General features: G+C 45.0%; 18 protein-coding genes and 1 tRNA gene. 15 read left to right on the top strand and 4 right to left on the bottom strand.

Annotation, left to right across the window (positions count from 1 at the left end):
• Positions 1-2 precede the first annotated feature (2 nt).
• Positions 3-1328 carry an NFACT family protein gene (locus B649_RS00355; protein WP_015652511.1) on the bottom strand — a complete coding sequence of 442 codons (1326 nt, stop codon included), beginning with the start codon at positions 1326-1328 and terminating at the stop codon, positions 3-5.
• 66 nt (positions 1329-1394) lie between these two features.
• Here B649_RS00355 and B649_RS00350 point away from each other — a divergent pair, with 66 nt between their 5' ends.
• From B649_RS00350 to B649_RS00330, 6 genes are read left to right on the top strand one after another with little or no spacing between them, the layout of a single operon-like run.
• Positions 1395-2966: a methyl-accepting chemotaxis protein gene (locus B649_RS00350; protein ID WP_015652510.1), complete on the top strand. Its 1572-nt coding sequence runs from the start codon at positions 1395-1397 to the stop codon at positions 2964-2966.
• Between the two features lie 54 nt (positions 2967-3020).
• Entirely contained in the window at positions 3021-3266 is a 246-nt protein-coding gene (locus B649_RS12395) for a hypothetical protein (RefSeq protein WP_291750912.1), read from the top strand.
• A complete protein-coding gene (locus B649_RS00345) occupies positions 3224-5017 on the top strand; it encodes a TonB-dependent receptor (protein WP_015652509.1) in 1794 nt (597 codons plus the stop codon). The genes B649_RS12395 and B649_RS00345 overlap by 43 nt, the downstream gene beginning before the upstream one ends.
• Positions 5018-5581, top strand: a complete 564-nt coding sequence (locus tag B649_RS00340) for a hypothetical protein (RefSeq protein WP_015652508.1) — start codon at positions 5018-5020, stop codon at positions 5579-5581.
• Positions 5582-6928, top strand: a complete 1347-nt coding sequence (locus tag B649_RS00335; RefSeq protein WP_015652507.1) for a cobyric acid synthase — start codon at positions 5582-5584, stop codon at positions 6926-6928.
• A gap of 41 nt (positions 6929-6969) precedes the next feature.
• Positions 6970-7764 (top strand): Fic family protein, encoded by a 795-nt coding sequence (locus tag B649_RS00330; RefSeq protein ID WP_015652506.1) that lies wholly within the window; start codon positions 6970-6972, stop codon positions 7762-7764.
• On the opposite strand, the gene B649_RS12390 is transcribed toward B649_RS00330, so the two are convergent.
• Positions 7751-7906: a hypothetical protein gene (locus B649_RS12390; RefSeq protein ID WP_291750911.1), complete on the bottom strand. Its 156-nt coding sequence runs from the start codon at positions 7904-7906 to the stop codon at positions 7751-7753. The two genes, B649_RS00330 and B649_RS12390, sit on opposite strands and share 14 nt — an antisense overlap.
• A 122-nt stretch (positions 7907-8028) precedes the next feature.
• Between B649_RS12390 and B649_RS00325 the strand changes: the two genes are divergently transcribed.
• The 7 genes from B649_RS00325 (at position 8029) to B649_RS00295 (ending at position 16376) form a co-directional block, all read left to right on the top strand.
• Positions 8029-8481 carry a hypothetical protein gene (locus tag B649_RS00325; RefSeq protein ID WP_041192359.1) on the top strand — a complete coding sequence of 151 codons (453 nt, stop codon included), beginning with the start codon at positions 8029-8031 and terminating at the stop codon, positions 8479-8481.
• Positions 8482-8526: 45 nt separating this feature from the next.
• The gene (locus tag B649_RS00320) at positions 8527-10221 is read left to right on the top strand and encodes an outer membrane protein assembly factor (RefSeq protein WP_015652505.1); all 1695 of its coding nucleotides are present in this window, start codon (positions 8527-8529) and stop codon (positions 10219-10221) included.
• The gene (locus tag B649_RS00315; protein ID WP_015652504.1) at positions 10218-13049 is read left to right on the top strand and encodes a translocation/assembly module TamB domain-containing protein; all 2832 of its coding nucleotides are present in this window, start codon (positions 10218-10220) and stop codon (positions 13047-13049) included. Before B649_RS00320 ends, B649_RS00315 begins: the two co-directional genes overlap by 4 nt.
• 74 nt (positions 13050-13123) lie before the next feature.
• Complete coding sequence (locus tag B649_RS00310) at positions 13124-13555, top strand: hemerythrin domain-containing protein (RefSeq protein ID WP_015652503.1); 432 nt, start codon at positions 13124-13126, stop codon at positions 13553-13555.
• The gene (locus tag B649_RS00305) at positions 13555-13797 is read left to right on the top strand and encodes a DUF2249 domain-containing protein (protein ID WP_015652502.1); all 243 of its coding nucleotides are present in this window, start codon (positions 13555-13557) and stop codon (positions 13795-13797) included. The genes B649_RS00310 and B649_RS00305 overlap by 1 nt, the downstream gene beginning before the upstream one ends.
• Positions 13790-15055 (top strand): hypothetical protein, encoded by a 1266-nt coding sequence (locus tag B649_RS00300; RefSeq protein ID WP_015652501.1) that lies wholly within the window; start codon positions 13790-13792, stop codon positions 15053-15055. The genes B649_RS00305 and B649_RS00300 overlap by 8 nt, the downstream gene beginning before the upstream one ends.
• Before the next feature lie 70 nt (positions 15056-15125).
• Positions 15126-16376: an MgtC/SapB family protein gene (locus tag B649_RS00295; RefSeq protein WP_015652500.1), complete on the top strand. Its 1251-nt coding sequence runs from the start codon at positions 15126-15128 to the stop codon at positions 16374-16376.
• Between the two features lie 95 nt (positions 16377-16471).
• Here B649_RS00295 and B649_RS00290 read toward each other — a convergent pair.
• A tRNA-Ser gene (locus B649_RS00290) sits at positions 16472-16559 on the bottom strand.
• A gap of 48 nt (positions 16560-16607) precedes the next feature.
• Entirely contained in the window at positions 16608-17045 is a 438-nt protein-coding gene (locus B649_RS00285) for a hypothetical protein (protein WP_015652499.1), read from the bottom strand.
• A 255-nt stretch (positions 17046-17300) separates the two neighbouring features.
• Between B649_RS00285 and B649_RS00280 the strand changes: the two genes are divergently transcribed.
• Both B649_RS00280 and B649_RS00275 read left to right on the top strand, forming a co-directional pair.
• Positions 17301-18401 (top strand): deoxyguanosinetriphosphate triphosphohydrolase, encoded by a 1101-nt coding sequence (locus tag B649_RS00280; RefSeq protein WP_015652498.1) that lies wholly within the window; start codon positions 17301-17303, stop codon positions 18399-18401.
• Between the two features lie 2 nt (positions 18402-18403).
• Positions 18404-19627 (top strand): NAD(P)/FAD-dependent oxidoreductase, encoded by a 1224-nt coding sequence (locus tag B649_RS00275; protein WP_015652497.1) that lies wholly within the window; start codon positions 18404-18406, stop codon positions 19625-19627.

The raw sequence follows: 19627 nt of genomic DNA, 5'->3' as shown, positions 1-19627 counted from the left end.
GATTACCCTTTTTGGATATTTATCGTTTTAAAATTCGTATAGAGGACATTTGCGCCCTCCCCCATTTTCACTTCTCTTCGGGGAGTATAATCGACCAAATAACGCCCTTTCTCAAATACCGAAAAATCAACACACAGTTTTGCTGCTGCTTCGAGAAGCCGCTCAGGGAGCTGCTGTTTATCGGTACTGATGAGCACATGGGCCGAAGGTCGATCTTTGAGATGCATCCAAATATCACGGGCTTTGGAATTTTTGAGCAGTTCGATATTTCCTTTTTCACTTTTGCCGAGGGAGACTTTTACCCCCTCAATCCAAAACTCGGCAATCGAATCAGAGGTTTTGAGTTTTGATTTGGATGTTTTTGCGGGGAATAAAAGGGCTATCTCTTCAGGAGAGGAGGCCTCAGATACCGTCTGGATAAAAAGCTCTAAATGACGGATTTTACCCTCAAGGTTCTCTCTCTCTTGATGCAATCCGATCGCTTTTTGTTTCGCTTTTTTGGAACGTTTAAAAAAACTCTCCGCACATCCTGAAGCACTGCTGCAGCCGCTTGGAAGTTCTAGATGAATGATCATCCCGTCAAAATCACTCAAATCGACGCTCTTCTCATACGGTTTTATAATTTCTAAATTTGCCAGAACCAGATGCCCTGAATTTTGTAACTTTTGAGACTCTTCCTTTAACACTGATTCGCTCTCAAGGGTATCCAGATGTTTTCTCAGCGTTGCTAAGCGTTTAGTTAAAAGGGCTTTCTTCTCATTTTTCAGCCGATCAAGCCGATCACGATTTCGATGACGAAACTCTTCGAGCAAAAATGCTCTCACATCCGCCAACGGGTAATGCTGCGGTTCGTAATGAGGTTTGGGAATCTCTCCTAGTTTTTGACCAACGCGAACACTGCGGGTAGAAACGTCATCATCGATATGGCGCAACGCTTCCAATACGATCTCATCTTTGTCCATAATAATGACATTCGTATGTTTACCGGTAAATTCAAACTGTAAAATCGTGGTTTCCGATTTGTACGAACCGCTGGTGCTTGCGGTGAGGCGGATAATTTTATCGCTATTATAAAGCTCGACGGTGTGTAGGGTTGAGCGGTTAAAGCGTTTCGCGAGCAAAACATCAAACGGAGCTTGATACATTTTCCCGCGATTGGCTGCTTCACCGATACTGATCGTCGAATTCCCCCTCTGCATCTCGAAATTCCAACTGTTCTCTCGATCGAAAATCAGGCGTATCCCGGTGTCATCATAACGGTATGCAGCAACGATATGGGTGAAGCGTTCCATATACTTCGCAATTTGTTCTAAATAAGAAAATCTCATATTTTACCTTCGCTTTAGAAAAAGAAAACTACAATGACATCATCTAACCAATAATGGATATTAAAAATGCCTCTTTTTAACACGATTAAAGCCAAATTTATTGTCAATCTTGTGGCAGCCATAAGTGCCATCCTCGTAAGTGTCATTGTAGCATACTTCATTGCGGTAGGGTCGATCAAAACGATCATGATCAGCGATCTCAATACGGTTGCCGATGTTCTCGAAAAAAATGTTGTCTTTGTCGCAGAACTCAAACCGAAAGGGTATGAAGATGAAAAATTTAAAGATGAAATCAAAAGTATCAAGATCGGTAAAAGCGGCTACGTCTATTTTATCAACGCCGAGGGGGTAATGACCATTCACCCGAAGGATGAAGGGCAGAACAAAGCGGGACATGATTACATCGATCACATCCGTGCCGACAAAGCGGGCGGTGTTTACGAGTATGTCTCTGCAACAACAGGTCAAGACAAAATTGCCGCCTACCGATATATCCCTGCATGGGATATGTGGGTTATTCCCGGAATCAATAAAGCCGATTATTTTGATGAGCTGCAAGCCAGTTTTTTCAAATGGTTCTTGATTTTAGGAACCGTTTTAACCGCGATTTTGATCGCTATCAACTATTTTTCGGGCACCAGTATCCTCCGCCCTATTGAAGAACTCGATAATGTTTCCAGCGATTTAGCGCACGGAAACGGTGATCTCACAAAACGTCTTCCGATTCTCAATAAAAATGATGAAATCGGTATCGCCAGCAACTATCTCAACCAATTTATTGCCAAAATCCAGAATACGATCAACGATACCAAGCAAATCACCACTTCAGCTGTCGGTTCTACCTCAACACTCAACTCGGCGGCCACAAACCTCTCTGCCCAATCAGAAAAAACCAATATGATTGCACAAACGACTAACAAAACTGCCGCTGAGATCGGTGCAACATTAGAGCAAAGCGTTGATATGGCTAAAACGACACTCAAAAATAGCCAATCCACTGAAAAAGAGCTTTCTCACGTACGTGAGATTGCCAACGCTATTACCCGTGAAATTCACAGTGCAACGCAAATGAGTAATGAGTTGGGTGAGCGTTTTACCCAGCTCTCATCCGATGCGGCCAGTGTCAGCGGCGTATTAAGCATCATCTCTGATATCGCCGATCAAACCAACCTACTCGCCCTCAATGCCGCGATCGAAGCAGCACGTGCAGGGGAACACGGACGCGGATTTGCCGTTGTTGCCGATGAAGTACGTAAACTCGCCGAACGTACCCAAAAAAGTCTCACCGAAATCAACTCTACAATCTCTATCGTTATCCAGTCAATCTCCGATTCTTCCGATATGATGAGCAGCAACAGCGACAATATCGAGCGTCTCGCGGAGCGAAGTGAAGAGATCGACGTCAAAATTGATTCCGCTTCAACTTCACTGCGCTCAAACGTAGATGCAAGCCAACAAAGTGTTCAAGAAGCCGAAAACATGGCGCATAAAATTCATGAAATTATCAGCAGGGTCTCTGAAATGTCCGATCTCTCCCAAAGCAATCAAGAGGAGATCAAACAAATTTCTAAAATTACTGCCGAACTCTACAATGCCGCAACAAGCCTAAACGCACAACTGAATCAATTCAAATCCTAAATTACTACCCTCCCTTTTTCGCTATAATTCCCAAAAAAATTGGGGAGGATAGTGATGCGTTCACCACGCGGATTCGGTAAAAGCTACTTTTCACTGGTCGCTATCCAAGCCTACGCTTCTGAGGTTCGCCTCCTCCAAAACATCACCCGCATAGAGCTCGTCGCTCCTGTTTGCCCCATCTACATCTATTCAGCTGTTTCTCCTCCTAAGAGTGTCCTCCTCTCATCCATTATTACGACTATTAATCAAGGACACTCATGTTTAAACACACCCTATCACTTGTTGCCGCAGCAACATTAGTCGCCTCAGCACAGGCCAATGACCTCACACTTGATCCAATTGTAGTTTCTGCTTCCAAAACTGAACAATCCCTCAAAGACATTACGGCTAACATCGATGTTATTACGGCCGAAGAACTCGAAGAAAAACACATAACCTCAGTTATTGATGCGCTCAAAACACTCAGCAATATTCCAATGGCCCAAAATGGAGGCATAGGGAATCAAAGTTCCTTTTTTCTTCGCGGATTTAGTTCTGAAAATGCCATTGTTTTGGTTGATGGCATTCGCTATAACGATCCGACTACCACCAAAGGACAGGCACAGCTAGAGCACCTCATGGTAAATGATATTGAACGGATTGAAATTTTAAAAGGGGCTCAAAGCGGGATTTGGGGAGCAAATGCCGTTTCCGGTGTTATTAATATCATTACCAAAAAAGCAACCGAGCAACTCAAAATAAGTGGTACCGCTGAGTACGGCAGCTATGCTACAACCAAATTAGGGGCTAATATCTCTCAAAAAATCGGAGCCTTATCGTACTATTTCGGGGCCAATCAAATCAAATCAAATGGATTCTCAGCCACAACCCCAAAAGGGGGAAATCCTGAAGATTACGAAGATGACGGCTATAAAAATGAGACTCTCAACACCAAACTCAGCTACGATGTGACCTCATCAGATACGCTTGGTGCTCAATTTACTTTTATCGATGCAAAAACACAATACGATGCATACGCCCAACCAAACAGTGAATCCAATGAGATCCATCAAATCAACCGTTTAGGGAGCATCTCTTACGAGCACCGTCTCAATAAAGAAGATTCGATCAGCGCCGCTTACAGTATCTCCAGCTTCGACAAAAAAGATCCGCTCGGATACACCAAAGCTTTTAGCGGAACGCACAAAGAAGCTTCGCTCCAAGGAAACTATCACTATGCTCCAGACGGATTTTTGGTTGTAGGGGGCAATGCTCTTCATTCGAAAGATACCGTTAGCAGCAAAGAGCTTGATTCCAAAGGAGTTTTCCTCACCAATACAAACCGTTTCGAAAATCTCATCCTTACCGAATCGATCCGCCATGATGCGTACGATACATTTAAGGATAAAACAACCGGCAAGATTGGGGCAAAATATGATTTTACAAATGATATTTCACTCAGCACCAATTACGGAACCGCCTATCGGACCCCTTCACTCTTTGAACTCTATGCTGGCTATTACGGAAATGCCAACCTCCAGCCTGAAACCACCAAAAGTTTTGATATTACCGGAACCTACAAACATCTAAGTGCTACCTATTACAATAACTTGGTCGACAACCTCATCGGATCCAATCCATCAACCTACGTCTACGAGCAAGTCACCGGTAAATCACGACTCAAAGGGTTTGAACTCTCTTATAAAAATACCATCGCAAGCGATCTGGTATTAGACCTCGGGTATAACCGTCTCTGGGCTAAAAATCAAAACAATCAAGACCTTCAACGACGGGCAAAAAATACGTTTCGAAGTGGATTAGACTATTATGGAATCAACAAATTGCATTTAGGAATCAACACCCATTATATTGGAACACGCTATGATGATCTGGCACAAACCAAACAGACCGGACGTTATACGCTCTGGGGAGCGGTCGTCAACTATGATGCGACTGAACATATCGGCTTTTATCTAAAAGGGGAGAACTTGGGCGACAAACTCTATCAGGAAGTAGACGGATACGGGAGCGCCGGACGAAGTCTCTATCTCGGGCTAAACGCAAAATTTTAAATGCTTAAACTCTCTTTTCGCCCCTACCTCCGCTACAAATTTTTTAACGCCCTCTTCACCGGTATGGTGGGGGGATCGGTTTTTACCATCTACAGTTCCCTGAGCCCCTCAACGTTCTCGATCGGAGGAATACTCCTTGCGTTGGGGATGATGGGAATGGCATACCTCTACCATCGGCTGATGAATCTAAAATACTTTTTTCGCTTTACTCTCGCCACCGAACTTATCATGCTCCTCATGGTGGGTTATTACCTCCTCTTTTCATCCAATATTATGAGTGCATTGATCATCTACGCTGCCTATCAACTCTCCTTTATCTTCGGAGGGTATCTGGTACGAGCCGAAACCCATTTCGCCCGACATGCACGGGTGATGGGGTGGATCGATGTTGCCAAACAGCAGGGTTCGCTGGCGGGATTGGCACTCTCCTATGGATTTTACAAACTCATAGAGCATTATGGGATTACCAACGCCACAGAACAGGTCTATGATTTGCATTTTGTACTCTTTGCGCTGGAGGGGATGATTATTATTGCTCTGCTCCGTGCTTTTAGGAGAAAATAGATGAAATCCATCTCCATTTTCGGCACCTCATCCGATGCAGGGAAATCGACCCTGACATTTGTCATCGGAAGACTCCTTCAAGAGCGGGGGATCAACGTCGGGGTGTTCAAAGCACAAAACGTCTCCAACAACTCCCATGTATGTGATGACGGGTCGGAGATTGCCATCGCCCAGTATTTTCAAGCCGAAGTGCTGGCTCTTCCGACGAGTTATCATCTCAATCCGATTCTCCTCAAATCAGGGCATGGAAACAGCGCCTCAATGATCGTGAAAGGGCATGTCGTCGAGGAGAAAGAGGTGCGGGAATACTACCGCGATCTCGATCTCCTTAAACCTGCCGTCGATGAGTGTTTCGAATATCTGAGAAATCGTTATGAATGTGTACTATGCGAGGGGGCGGGGAGCCCCGTCGAACTCAATCTCATGGACAAAGACCTCTCCAATATTTACATCGCACAAACGTACGACACTAAGATTATCCTCGTTGCTGACATCGAACGCGGAGGGGTTTTTGCCTCGATCTGGGGGGTCTACAATCTCCTCCCTGAAAAGCTGCGTGAAAATGTCATCGGGGTGATCGTCAATAAATTTAGAGGTGATAGAACCCTGTTTGACGATGGGATAAGAATCATCGAGGAGCGATTCGGTATTCCCGTCCTCGGTGTCCTCCCCTATCTCCCCCTTAACCTCGGGTTTGAAGATAGCCAAAGTCTCAAAAATTTCGTCCAAAACAAACCACATCCTCTCAGAAAAATCGGGATTATCAACTATCCCACGATGAGCAACTACAACGATTTCGAACCTCTCATCGCCGATGAAACAATCTTTGTCGAGTTTATCACCTCCAATGTTTCGCTGGAGAGCTATGACCTCGTCATCCTCCCCGGCAGCAAACGGGTGATAGAGGATCTGCGGTGGCTCAAAAAAGTGGGACTGTTCGACGCACTCCTAAAAAGAGAAAAAGAGATACTGGGAATTTGCGGAGGGTATCAAATGATGTTTGAGACCATCATCGATGAAGAATGCGTCGAAACCGCTCTCCCCAGTCGCGAAAGTGCTCTGGGATTTATCGACGACGTTATTGTGTTTCAAAAAGATAAAGTGCTGAACAAGGGTGAATATGAGATTTTTGGCACAACGGTGAGAGGATTTGAGATTCATCACGGGGTGAGTGAAAAATATCCGCTTGTTTATGAGAAAGGGAACATCAAAGGGACGTTCGTTCATGGGCTTTTCGACGATGATAAATTTGAGCATTACAAAAAAACGACCATCGACAGTTTTCTTGCGACGATGAGAGAGGAGATCGATATGGAGCGCGTAATTGAGAGTATAAACGCGGTATAATAAACGACCGTTTTGAATAGGATTTTTATAACGAACAGACAATGATTAAATCCAAATACCTCCTTTATACTTTTAAAACTACCCATAATACCCCTATCCAATATTGGTACGAAACAGATACACGATACTTCAAATCAACGAAGCCACCAAAAAATATTCTCGATAAAGTGAACCTGGAATGTAACGAATTAATCTCTGAACACATTATCTCAAACCCGTGGAATCATTGGGAGAGCAATGACATTCAAAAGATCATGACTGCCAACGGGGTATGTATCAACTATCTCAAATCTACCGATAGCGATTTGATCCAAAAGCACGAGGATTTAAAACTGCTCGAACTTTACAGCAATTTGGTCGTAAATTTCGATATTTCGAGATCATTCGGTTTCAATACCGTCAAAAAATGGCATAAGAACGTTTTTGAATCGATTTATCCCTTTGCGGGAGAGATTAGAACAGTCGAAATGAGCAAAGGAGATTGCCTCGAAGCGTGGACATGGAGACTTGAATTTCTCAATGGACTACCCGATTTGAACATTCTAATCAAAGAAGTTTCTAAAAAACGATATGAGGATATAGAATCGATCACAGCGGATTTATCCCTTTTGTTGAGCGAGTTTTTGTTTATCCACCCTTTTCGAGAGGGAAACGGACGAATTAGCCGACTTTTAGGCGATATTATTTTGGCAAAAAACGGATTGCCCATGATCGGGCTAAACCTCAAAAGCGGTGATAATTATATTCAGAAAGTACATGAAGGGTATCACTGCAACTATGAACCGTTGCAGCAATTATTGATTGATAAAATCGAAAAAGAGATTAGGAATGGATAAGTCGATAATGTTCTTTCAACTCTTTTTTGGTGGTTTTAGAACCTTCCGCTTTGGCAGAGGTATAAACCGAATTGACGATCATCGTTTCCCGCTTTTTAGCGGTAGAGAAAAATTTATTGGTATTGGCGATAGTTTTTTTCATAAAAATCCCTTTTTGCACCCTACAAAACGTACTATTAGTTTCACTGGTTCAACGAACGAAAATAGTACCATGTTTTTGTTATATCGGCGTTAATAAAGTTAAATTAATCAAGGATACTTTCTATGTCTTATAAACAATGGTTTGATGCCCACGGTCTCAAACATGCGAAAGTGATGGAAAAATTAACGCACTTAAGCGACAACGACGTGATCGTCTATTTTCGATTTGAAAATATGGTTATCCATGAAAACGATTTTTGTCCTCTCTATACAGAAAATAAAAAATGCCATGATACCGAAACACTAAACTGCTACCTCTGTGCCTGCCCCAACTTCCGCTTCAACGATGCAGGGTTTCAGCAAGAGGAGGCTAAAACACTTTTTAGCACCTGCTCGATAGAGAGTCCCGACGGGGATCGCTTTCTCACCGATACGGCCATCCACCAAAACTGTTCCGGATGTCTCGTCCCCCATCAGGAGAGTTATATCCGCAAAATTTTCGATCGTAACTGGTTTGTCATGATGAAAAAAGTACCGTGTGAAGCGGGCCAAGAATCCTCTGGTTATCCAGAGTAGACCAATGTTACGGTAAAATAGGGGATACTATTTTGAGGAGGGGCAATGCGTATCATTATTGTGTTGATGACATTTGCCCTTCTTACCCTCGCCACACCCCTATCCATCACATTTAGCGGCAATGAAGAAATTAAATCCGATGCCCTGTACGGTGTATTAGGCTTACGGAAACCCTACGGTATCGAGGTGTGGGAAGATCAGCCTTCAATCGAGCCCATCGCCATTGCTCAAAGCGTCTCGGCGCTGAGCAGTTTTTACCGTTCCAAAGGTTTTTACCACGCCAAAATCACCTCAGAAAACACTGAAAAAGAGGTGGTCTTCAAAATTCAGGAGAATTCTCCTATACGCATCGGGGACATCAAAATCAACAGTCCTCTCGATATCACATCGGCCATTACTCTTCATGAAGACGAACTCTTCGACCAAGAAGCTTTTTCCGCTTCCAAATCGGCCATTAAAAAACGCTACGGTGAAGCAGGCTATTGCAATGCGCAGTTCAATACCAAAGCATGGGTCGATATCGAAACCGATCACGCCTATTTGCTGTTTGAGGCTACACCGGGTGAACCGTGTACTTTTGGCCCAATCCGTGTCGAATCAACCCCAAACATCGACGGAGAGCTCACGGCGTCAATGCTGCGATTCGAAGAAGGAGACCCTTACAGCGTCGAAGCAATCCGCATGAGCTACGAAGCCCTCTATGCCCAAGAGGGAATTACCCGTGTCCTCATAAACGATAACGAACGTAACGGCAGTATCGTTCCTATCAGCCTCAGCATCGAAGAGGCGGAACGTCCTATCCGATTTACCGCCGGTTTGGGATACAGCAGTGATGAGGGATTTAGAGCGCAAACCGGTTTAAAACATCGCAATTTTTTCGGTGATCTTAAAACCCTCGCACTTGATTTGCGCTATTCACAAATCAAACAAGAGGCTTCGGGAACTGTTGGCATGCCGCTGCGCAATCGGGGACTACTCGGAGGTGAAATCGGTTATACGAACGAAATTTTTGACGGGTATAAAACCGAAAGTATTTATGAGAAAATAACGGCAAAATATCAAGACAATCCTGCTTCTGCAATGGTTGGAGTGCTGTTTGATCGGGCAAAAACCTATGAATCAAAAGATATCAGTACTTTCCCCGATTCGATTTTATTTATCGCCTCTCCATTGGGTGAACTCAATTTTGACACCCGTGACAAACCTCTGGAACCGACGGAAGGATACTGGCTCAACGCCAAACTGACCGGATCGATCCGCTCTAGTGTGTTTTCCGATGCGACCTATTTTAAAAGCCTCGTCTCGGGTGCTTATATCACCCATATCGGGGATCATATTTTTGGAGCTAAACTCAAATGGGGAACGCTGCGTCTTTACGATGGAGAAGTTCCATCGTCATACCGTTTTTATGCAGGGGGGATGAATTCAAACCGTGCCTACACCTACCGTGATCTTGGTCCCAAAAACAGCGACGGCGACCCCGTCGGTTTTTCAGCGCTCACCGAAGGGACACTTGAATATCGATTCCCGATTTATCAGGAGTTTCGAGGGGTATTATTCAGCGATACCACCTTTGCATCTCAAAACACCCTCCCCGATTACGTCAATAATGCCTATTGGGGGGTGGGAGCAGGTATCCGTTATGTAACACCGGTGGGACCCATCGCAATCGATTTCGGAATCGATCCGAACGACAGCAGCCAATACGCCATCCATTTTCGTATCGGAGAACTCTTTTGAAGCGTCTGCGATCCCTCCCTTGGCTAAGATGGCTCAAACATTTGTTTGTAACGTTTCATTTTCTCCTCTATAGCGCCATTTTACTCGCATCTGCGGCTTTGTATATCGCTTTTCGCCCTGACAGTTTGGAAATCGTCAATACCTATTTTCTCGAACCCTTCGATATCCACTACAGCCATGCAGAGGGATCAATCGTAGAAGGGTTTGTCCTCCATAACGTCCGCAGTGACAAAATGGAAGCCAAAACCCTCGTACTAAAATACAATCTGGTCAAAATGCTGGAGGGGGAGCATACGATCGATTCGATCAAAATCGATGGTTTACGCCTCCATCTGGATGATTTTATCAGCGATGACGACTCCATCTGGCCGTTTCCAACTTTCCGCCTCCGTGACGTATCGATCACCAATCTCCAACTTATAAGTTCCTATCCGATTGAACTTGATCTTAGCGGTAAAAATGGCACCTATGACGGAGATAATCTGAATTTTGCCTCCTTTCGTGCTACCTTGAAATCACGCTATGCGAGCGGTGCAATACACGGTGTGGTCCGAAACAATTCCCTCAAAGGGTTATGTGATCTCTACCCCAATACCGCTGAACTCGCCCCTTATAGCGGGCGCTTCACGACATTGCCGCGCGTATTGAGGGTAAAAATCAACGAGCTCTCTGCCAATCAGGCACTCTTACAAACCGCAATCGCGCGGTTAGAGTCTAAACAAGATGCCCGTGTTCAAGCCGAAGCAATTACCCTGAATTTTCGTTATCTTTATGACAATGACTATTTCGATATCGATGCACTCTATAAACTCATACGTGAAAATGACTCGATACACACCAAACAACACCTCCGTTATGCGTTGGAAGGGATTACTACCTCGGAATTTGACGGAATTATTACCTCAGAGCATCCGCTCCCATCCAACACGCTGCACGGAGAGTTCACCGATTCGCTCAAAGGTCTCACCGGAACGCTTCAACTCGATAGAAGCATCCTCCAGCTCTTCAGCAGTGATTACGACCGTTTCAACTTGACACTCCGCAGTAAAGATCAAAATCTCTCCTTTATCCCAGCATTGCCGGAACATATCCGTTCTTCCACACTTCAGCTCGATGCTAAAGGATCGTATCTCCTAAGCACCGCTGGATTACGTGGAGAGATCAAAGCGCTCCACGATCATGCACGCTTTGAGGGAACTTTTTCGACCCTAAACGGCCATCATTCCCTGGATGGAAACCTCATCCTCCCCCAAGATGCCGCGATGTGGAGAAATTGGGCCCATAAACCACCTGAACATCTCCTCCTCTCCCTCGATGATGAGGCCAATGCAACACGTTTGCAGCTAAGCGGAGCTTCTTTAGCCCTTAATGCCACCCTAAAAGGGGAACAGCTTAAAGGTTCCGGCAATTATTTAGGGGGCTTTTTTGATATCGTAGGCTCCCTTTCACCGTCTCAAAACAGTGTTGACATCGATCTTCTTATCCCCTCATTGTTCACTACCCTCTCCAAATTGGAACCGATCGAACTGCATCAGGGTGAGTACTACGATGCGGAAATACGGGCCCGTACCCACATCGATTTTACCGATACCCTCACCATCAAAAGTGAACTCAAAATTCCATGGTACGCCGCCGTACTCGATTCTCAACGCGCCTATGCCGGTACAGAGGGAAGTATGAATATCGATTATCGGGATGGAAATATCACCCTCAATCGTTACCGCTTCGAAGTGGCCGATCATCCTATCTTTAGCGACAAGAGATCGCACATGCATCTAGATGGTGTAGGTGGCATTATCGTCGATGAGTTGTGGGTTTATGATAGCTTGCTCCTCACAGGAAGTATCCAAAATGATCTTAGCGCTGCTTTACGGCTCCGATCAGAGCGTTTTAGCTATAAAGGCCCCGAGGGAGAAGCGCACGCACGGGCCGATATCATCTTTACACGCGACAACAATGCCAACCAAAATCTCTCCGGTGAGCTCACAATACTCGATGCGACCATAACCTACTTGCCGCTGCAGCAGTTCAAAGTAATGGATGATGACATTATCATCATTCAAGACGTCCGCCCTCCAAGCAGTGCTAAGCTCTCTACAAATCTTCATATCACGGCACGCGAACCGATCCATTTCAAAACCAAAGAGCTCGATTTACGTCTCAACCCTGATATTACTCTCTGGAAAGAACCGACCGATCCTATGCAAATTTTAGGGATGGTGAGTATCCCAACCGGCAGTGCGACGACAGCGGGAAAACACTTTACCATCAAACCTTCCGAGATCTATTTCGGCGGAGATGTCCCACTCAATCCGTATCTGAATCTCACAATCGGACATGAGGTTGATTACCATAAAATCCTCATCTATGTCACACATACGCTCGATTCACCGATTTTCCTCTTTAGCTCCGATCCGGTTATGAGCCAAAACGATATTATGAGTTATATCCTCTTCGGCTCACCGGCAAATGCTGTAAGCGGAGGGGATACGTCAACAACAACCGTTCGCGCCGATGCGACCAACTTCATGCTCGGTGCAGGGCTTAAAGGGCTTATCAGCGGTGCAACAAAACTCCAGATCGACACCATGAATATTCTCACCACCGCTGAGGGGGGAATGGGGTTTGAAGTGGGAGCACGTCTCAACAAAGACCTCCGAATTCTCTATAAAAACGATACGGTATCGAGTGTTTTACTCCAATATACCGTGAACCGATGGCTGCGGCTTGATGCCGATATACACGAGTTGGGGCAGGGGATCAACGCGATCTATATCAAAGATTTTCGTGATTTCCTGCCGCACAATAAAAAAGTCATTCAAAAATAATTCTTGATATTCGTCAAGAACGATACGCTTTGATCCTTTTATACTGTCGTACTTAAAATGATAAAGGAATAACCATGATTTTCGAGTTTATGCGTGACGATCACAGAGCATGCGATCATCTTTACACCGAAGCGGAAAATGCACTTGCAGACAAAAAAACTGACGAAGCCAAAACATTGTTCGAATCGTTTTACCAAGCGACCAATCACCATTTCGATATGGAAGAACGTGAACTCTTTCTCACCTTTGAACAACGGACAGGGATGATGGGGGGACCGACGCAAATGATGCGATATGAACATCAGCAGTTACGCAGTCTCCTCGAATCGATGCGTCTTGCTCTGGGTGAAAACCGCAATGATGATTTTTTCGGAATCGGAGAGTCGATGATGATTATGCTCCAGCAGCACAACATGAAAGAGGAACAAATGCTCTATCCGATGATCGACCGCGCTTTAGGCGACGATGCAGAGTCAATGATTCAAACACTTAAGGATATGGCGTAATGATCCTCCTCGACACCCGAGAATTCGACCATCCGATCCCATTGGAAATGGCGGTAGATCGTTTTAAAAAACTGAAGGGTGAAGAGGTGATTCATATGATCCACCGACGTGAACCGATCCCGCTTTTTGAGATCATTACCAAAAACGGCGGTCGATATCTCAGTGTCATGGAGAGAGATGATCTTTGGCATATTTACATTACCCGCAGTCCCACACTCGCACTGGAGCACACCGATGTATAATGGTCTTTCCCTCGATCAAGCCCCTCCTCTTTCGGTGGTCATGCGCTTTTTTCTCACCGTTCCCCTCTTTGGGTTAGTCCTGTGCGCAATCATCTTTTTTAACCCTCACACGGTTCTAATCCCCAATCATCCCTTTTCTCTTGCAGCGATTCATCTGATGTTTTTAGGAATCATCACCATGAGTATGATCGGTGCCCTGTTTCAGATGCAGAGTGTTTTGGGGGGACGCCCTATCCCGTCGGCTCCAGGGAATGCTTTTTTGATTCATCTGTTTTTCGTGATCGGAATCCTCTCCCTGAGCGGAGCTTTTATCACTACCCTTCCTCTCCTCTTTGTGATTGCATCCCTCTTTTTGGGTGCCTCGATCCTCTATAGTGCGAATCTTATCCTTCCGCTTCTCTTTGGCGGAGTTACGCATGACACGCTTCGGGGGATGCGGCTAGCCCTCATCGCCCTCTCTCTTACCGCGATTTTAGGGATTATCATGGCGAGCGAATACGCTAACAGCGCGTTTAGCGCTTCCCACGATGCCCTCCGCAGTATCCACTACTCCTTCGGTCTGATCGGATGGGTCGGGGCCCTGATCATTGCGGTAGCGTTTCAAGTCGTCGAGATGTTTTACGTCACAACCGCGTACAGTTCATGGTGCAAACGAAATGCTTTTAAAGTGATTGCCGCTTCTTTGGTTTTAAAAACAATCTGGCTGATCGGAGCATTACCGTTTGTTTGGATGTTTGATCTCGTTATGGGGGCGTTATTGGTCGGGTTTATCGTTACTACGGTAAAACGGCTCAAAGAGCGCAAACGCCGTGTTAGTGATGTGAGTATTTTGTTTTGGGGATTTGGAATGGCTTTGCTTATGATTTCCATTATCGCATACGCTCTATTTTCCTACAACGACTACCCGCCGTTTCAAAGTATGGCCTTAATCTCTTTTGCCCTGTTTGCATTATCAATCATATTGGCAATGATGGGGAAAATCGTCCCTTTTTTGGTGTGGTTCCACCTCAGTTCATCCGGATACATGGATGCTCCGATTATGTCGAATATTATCCCTCACTCTCGTGCCAAAGGGTTATTTTGGCTCTTTGGATTGACGGCTGTTCTCACTTTAAGCGGCGTATTTTTCCCTGAGTTACTAAGACTTAGCGCCTTTAGCGGAGCCACTATGTTCATACTGCTGCTAATCAATCAGACCAAAGCGCTGCGGCTCTACCGCCATACCCTCATTCACGGAACACGCTTCGAGCAGATATAACTTAGCGAGATTGCAAAATTTTCAAGTGCTTATCGCTATAATCAATCAACGTTCATAAAGGGATGATGATATGGAGCCGCTATTTATTCAAAACAGTATTCTCTCGCTTGTCTTGGGCTTTGTGATCGGCTTACAACGTGAAATGCACACCATCTATTCGAACAAAACCCAAGATTTCGGAGGAGCCAGAACCTTTTCGATGATCTCTCTTTTTGGGTATTTATCGGCGTGGTTTAGTACCTTTTTTCCCTACTTTTTTTTGATTGCCGCAGTGCTGATGGGATTATTGCTCATCGCTGCGTATATCGTCAATAGTGTCTCCATCGCCGAAAAAGGGGCGACAACCGAGTTCGCGGCCCTCGTCACATTTGTCATCGGTGGGATGTTAAACTACTCCCTCCCCATCTTTTCCGTCTTTATCACGATTATTGTCCTCTTTGTCCTCAACATTAAAGATACCGTCCGAGAGTATGAGCAAACCATCACCAAAAAAGACCTCAGTGCCGCTATTTTATTTATGATTATGACCTTTGTCATTCTCCCGGTTTTACCCGATAAAACCATCGATCCTATGGGACTGGTGAATCTCTACCGTATCTGGATTATGGTCGTTTTGGTGGCAGGAATCTCTTTTTTCGGCTACATTGCCATCCGTATTTTAGGCTCTACACACGGTATCGGTGTGGCTGGACTTTTTGGGGGATTGGTCTCATCAACCGCTGTGGCGATGAGTATGGCACGACGCGTCCATGAAAACGGTTTTTTAGCCAAAAATCTGGCACTAGGTATCGCTCTGGCTTCCTCCATGATGCTTATTCGCGCCGGCATAGAGATGTGGGTCATTAATCCCGGTATCACCCGTCTCTTTATCATCCCCATTGTGGTAGGTTCACTCTTTGGATACGGATATATCGCGATGCTCTATTTCACTTCGAAACGAGAGAATATCCCTCAAAACATCGAATTTAAAAACCCGTTTGATCTCAAAGAAGCACTGGTAATGGGACTGATTTTTGGTGCAACGCTCGCTTTGATCACACTCTCGAACCGCTACATCGGGGATATGGGGGTCTATGCGGTCGCTCTGGTCTCAGGAATCGCCGATGTCGACGCCATTATTCTCTCCCTCTCTTCATTGGCCAAAAACGGTCTCAACCCCACTACCGCTCAATACGCTATTCTCATCGCTATTATCAGCAATACGTTCGCCAAAGCGGCTCTTGTCCTCTTTTTTGGAAAAATGCCCCTCTTTCGATTCGTATTGATGTACTATCTCATATCGATCGGTGCATTTACGATAACAGCGCTGATAATGCTATAGATAAAGAAAAATATGATTTGATTAATAGAAAGAGTATGGGTACAGAAAGAAAAATCGTCTTTTGGAAGTCCGTAAATAGGGGTTTCATAGGGGTATGGCGGACAGCTAGGGGTTCGAACCCTAGATAGGTTGCCCTATACACGCGTTCCAGGCGTGCGCCTTCGACCACTCGGCCAGCTGTCCAGTTAAATGGAAGAGCGAAATTATACCCAAGTGTGCTTTGGGTTAGCCTTAATAGCCAAACTTCTTCGTTGGCGATTTTTTGCGTGCTTGCTCTTTATTCCAACGATTGTTGATATGTTTGATCCATACGACAAAAATACCAATCAAAAGCAAGGCGGCACATACCTCATATCCGATTGCCCAGATAACAAAGAAAGAGGCTAATTCAAACTGTAAAAAATACTCATAGCTCGCTTCCGCGACAAATAAAAATAAGAATAACAACCCCATCAGATACGGGAGTATCAGAATATAAAGGGCTAAGACGATTCCCTCATACCCCTCCGGCGAAAAAACAAAATCACGGTAATCGAGCGACTTTTGAAAAAAGTCATCTTCCATTTTACGACGGGATTTGAGGTTTTGGTTCTGATACTCTCGAGCGCTGTTTCGGGCGCTGTCTGAGATCAATGCCGACTGTATCCGTTTCTCTTTATTTGTACTCATAACTGACTACCTTAAACGCGTGATGATAAATTATATCTTGTTTTATAAAAAATGTTGATTGATTGGCAAAAGAATTCTATAATATTAATAAATTATAGATAACCGAAACACGAAGGAGATGCATTTCGGTCAAACTATCGAAGGAGAATCGAATCACCATTGTAGAAAAGAAGTGTTAATTTTGTGTAAAAAAAATATTATTTTTGAATGACCATTAGGTTGATATAATGCCATGACTCTATAAAAAGGCTTTTTGTGCTCCCAAATCAACGTTTTTACTCCATCAGTGACGATTTTCGCTCCCCTTATGCCCGTGATCGCGATCGTATTATCCATTCAGGGAGTTTTCGACGACTTGAGTACAAAACACAGGTCTTTTTGAACTCTCAGGGGGATTTTTTTCGTACCCGTCTCACCCACAGCATCGAAGTGAGCCAAATTGCCCGCTCTATCGCATCGCATTTAGGGCTGGAGGAATCGCTCGCTGAGAGTATTGCTCTCTCGCATGATTTGGGACATACCCCTTTCGGACACATCGGCGGAGATACTCTCGATGTGTGTTTACGCGAACGTGGATTTAAGTGTGGATTTGAGCACAATTTCCAGAGCTTTCGGGTCGTAACCAAACTCGAACAGCGCTATAAAGCATTTTTAGGCCTCAACCTCACCTACGCGACATTGGAGGGGATTTTAAAACACTCCTACCCTTATAACAAACCATTTTTGCCCAATGAAATCAGGGAATCCTTTGCTCTCGACACCCACCCCAGCATCGAAGCAATGATTGTCGACCGTGCCGATGAAATCGCTTACATCAGTCACGATATCGATGATGGAGTCGCATCAGGACTTATCAGCTTTGAAACCCTGCGTTCCAGCGAACTGATACAAACCATTTTAGAAAAAGTATACGATGAAGGTATCCACGAAGACGAGGACGAAATGTTCCGCTACCGTTTCAGCTCCCATCTTATCAACCATTTAGTCTATTCACTCCTCGAATATTCCCGAGACAAAATCGATAACACCCGTGTGTTAGCTTCGGTCATACCCGCATCCGAGCCGATTGTTATCGGATTTGAGCCGGAGTTGGAGACGCAGATCAAAAAACTCAAAAAGCTTCTTTATCAAGAACTCTATCAACACAAACACATTATGCGCAAAATGTTTGCCGGAAAACAGGCGATTATAGGATTATTTAATGCATTGATGGAAGAACCGAAGATGCTGCCACGCTATTACCTCGAACAGTGTGATCGGCGCAATCCGCACCGTGTTATCAGCGACTATATCGCCAGTATGTCCGATCGATACGCTATGGAACTGTATAACGAACTGTATGGGAGGGAGGGGTAATTTTGAATAAAATAGCAATTATCGGTGGCGGTGCAAGCGGACTTATGGCGGCACTCTTTGCAGCGCGTACAGGTGCGGATGTCACGATTTACGAACATAACGCCTCCGTCGGTAAAAAGATATTAGCCTCCGGTAACGGACGGTGCAATATCATCAATACGACTGCAACTCACGATGACTACGCAGGAAATGACCCCCATTTTGTCACTTATGCACTCAAACAACTCTCATTCGGCTATTTTGAAAAGTTCTGTAACTCTATCGGGTTGATTCTCGACATCAAAGAAGATGGCAGATGCTATCCTCTCTCCAATGAGGCGAAATCGGTATTGATTGCCCTCAAAAGTGCCGTAAGCGAAGCGGGGGTCAACATCATCACCGATTCACACGTAAGTAGTGTCACAAAAAAAGAGAACCGTTTTATCATCGAAACCCCTTCGGGTAAAAATCACTTTGACAAAGTATTGATTGCAACCGGAAGCGAAGCCGCGCCCCAACTCGGTGCGACAAACGACGGTTATACTTTCGCCCGCTCCTTTGGACATGAGATCATCCCGACCTATCCCAGCCTCGTGCAGCTGCATCTAAACTCCAAAAATCACCCCAAGATGGCAGGAGTCAAAACACTCGCCGAAGTGACTTTGCTTATTGATGGAAAAAGTAACACAAAAGTAACAGGGGATATCCTCTTTGCGGCGTACGGTATCTCAGGACTAGCGATCCTCGATATTAGTCAAAGAGCCTCATACGCTCTTCTCAATAAACAACGCGTTAGTATCTCCCTCAATCTCCTCCCTCGTTATGATAGAGTAGCGCTTGTGAGTGTCATCGAAAAACTATTCGCTTCTGTCCCTAAACACACCGTGCATACCGCTCTGTGCGGAGTGATCCCTGCGAAAATAGCAACCTACCTCCTCGAAGACGCCGCTATAGCGCTCTCTGCGAGCGTATCCACCCTAACCCCCAAAGAGATCAAAAAACTCGCTCAACTGATCGGTGAATGGAAATTTGACGTTACCGATACCCACGGATTCAAACACGCCGAAGTAAGCGGCGGCGGCGTCAGTACGGCACAGATTAATAACAAAACGATGGAATCAAAATTGATAGAAGGACTTTATTTTTCGGGTGAAGTTCTGGATATTGTAGGGAAGCGTGGGGGATATAATTTTAACTTTGCATGGGCCAGCGGTATGATCGCCGGCAAGGAGATGGCTAAAAAGTAA

Source organism: Candidatus Sulfuricurvum sp. RIFRC-1, from assembly GCF_000310245.1.
In the GTDB taxonomy this organism is placed as follows: Bacteria; Campylobacterota; Campylobacteria; order Campylobacterales; family Sulfurimonadaceae; genus Sulfuricurvum.
This window is presented reverse-complemented; position numbering and strand designations above follow the sequence as displayed.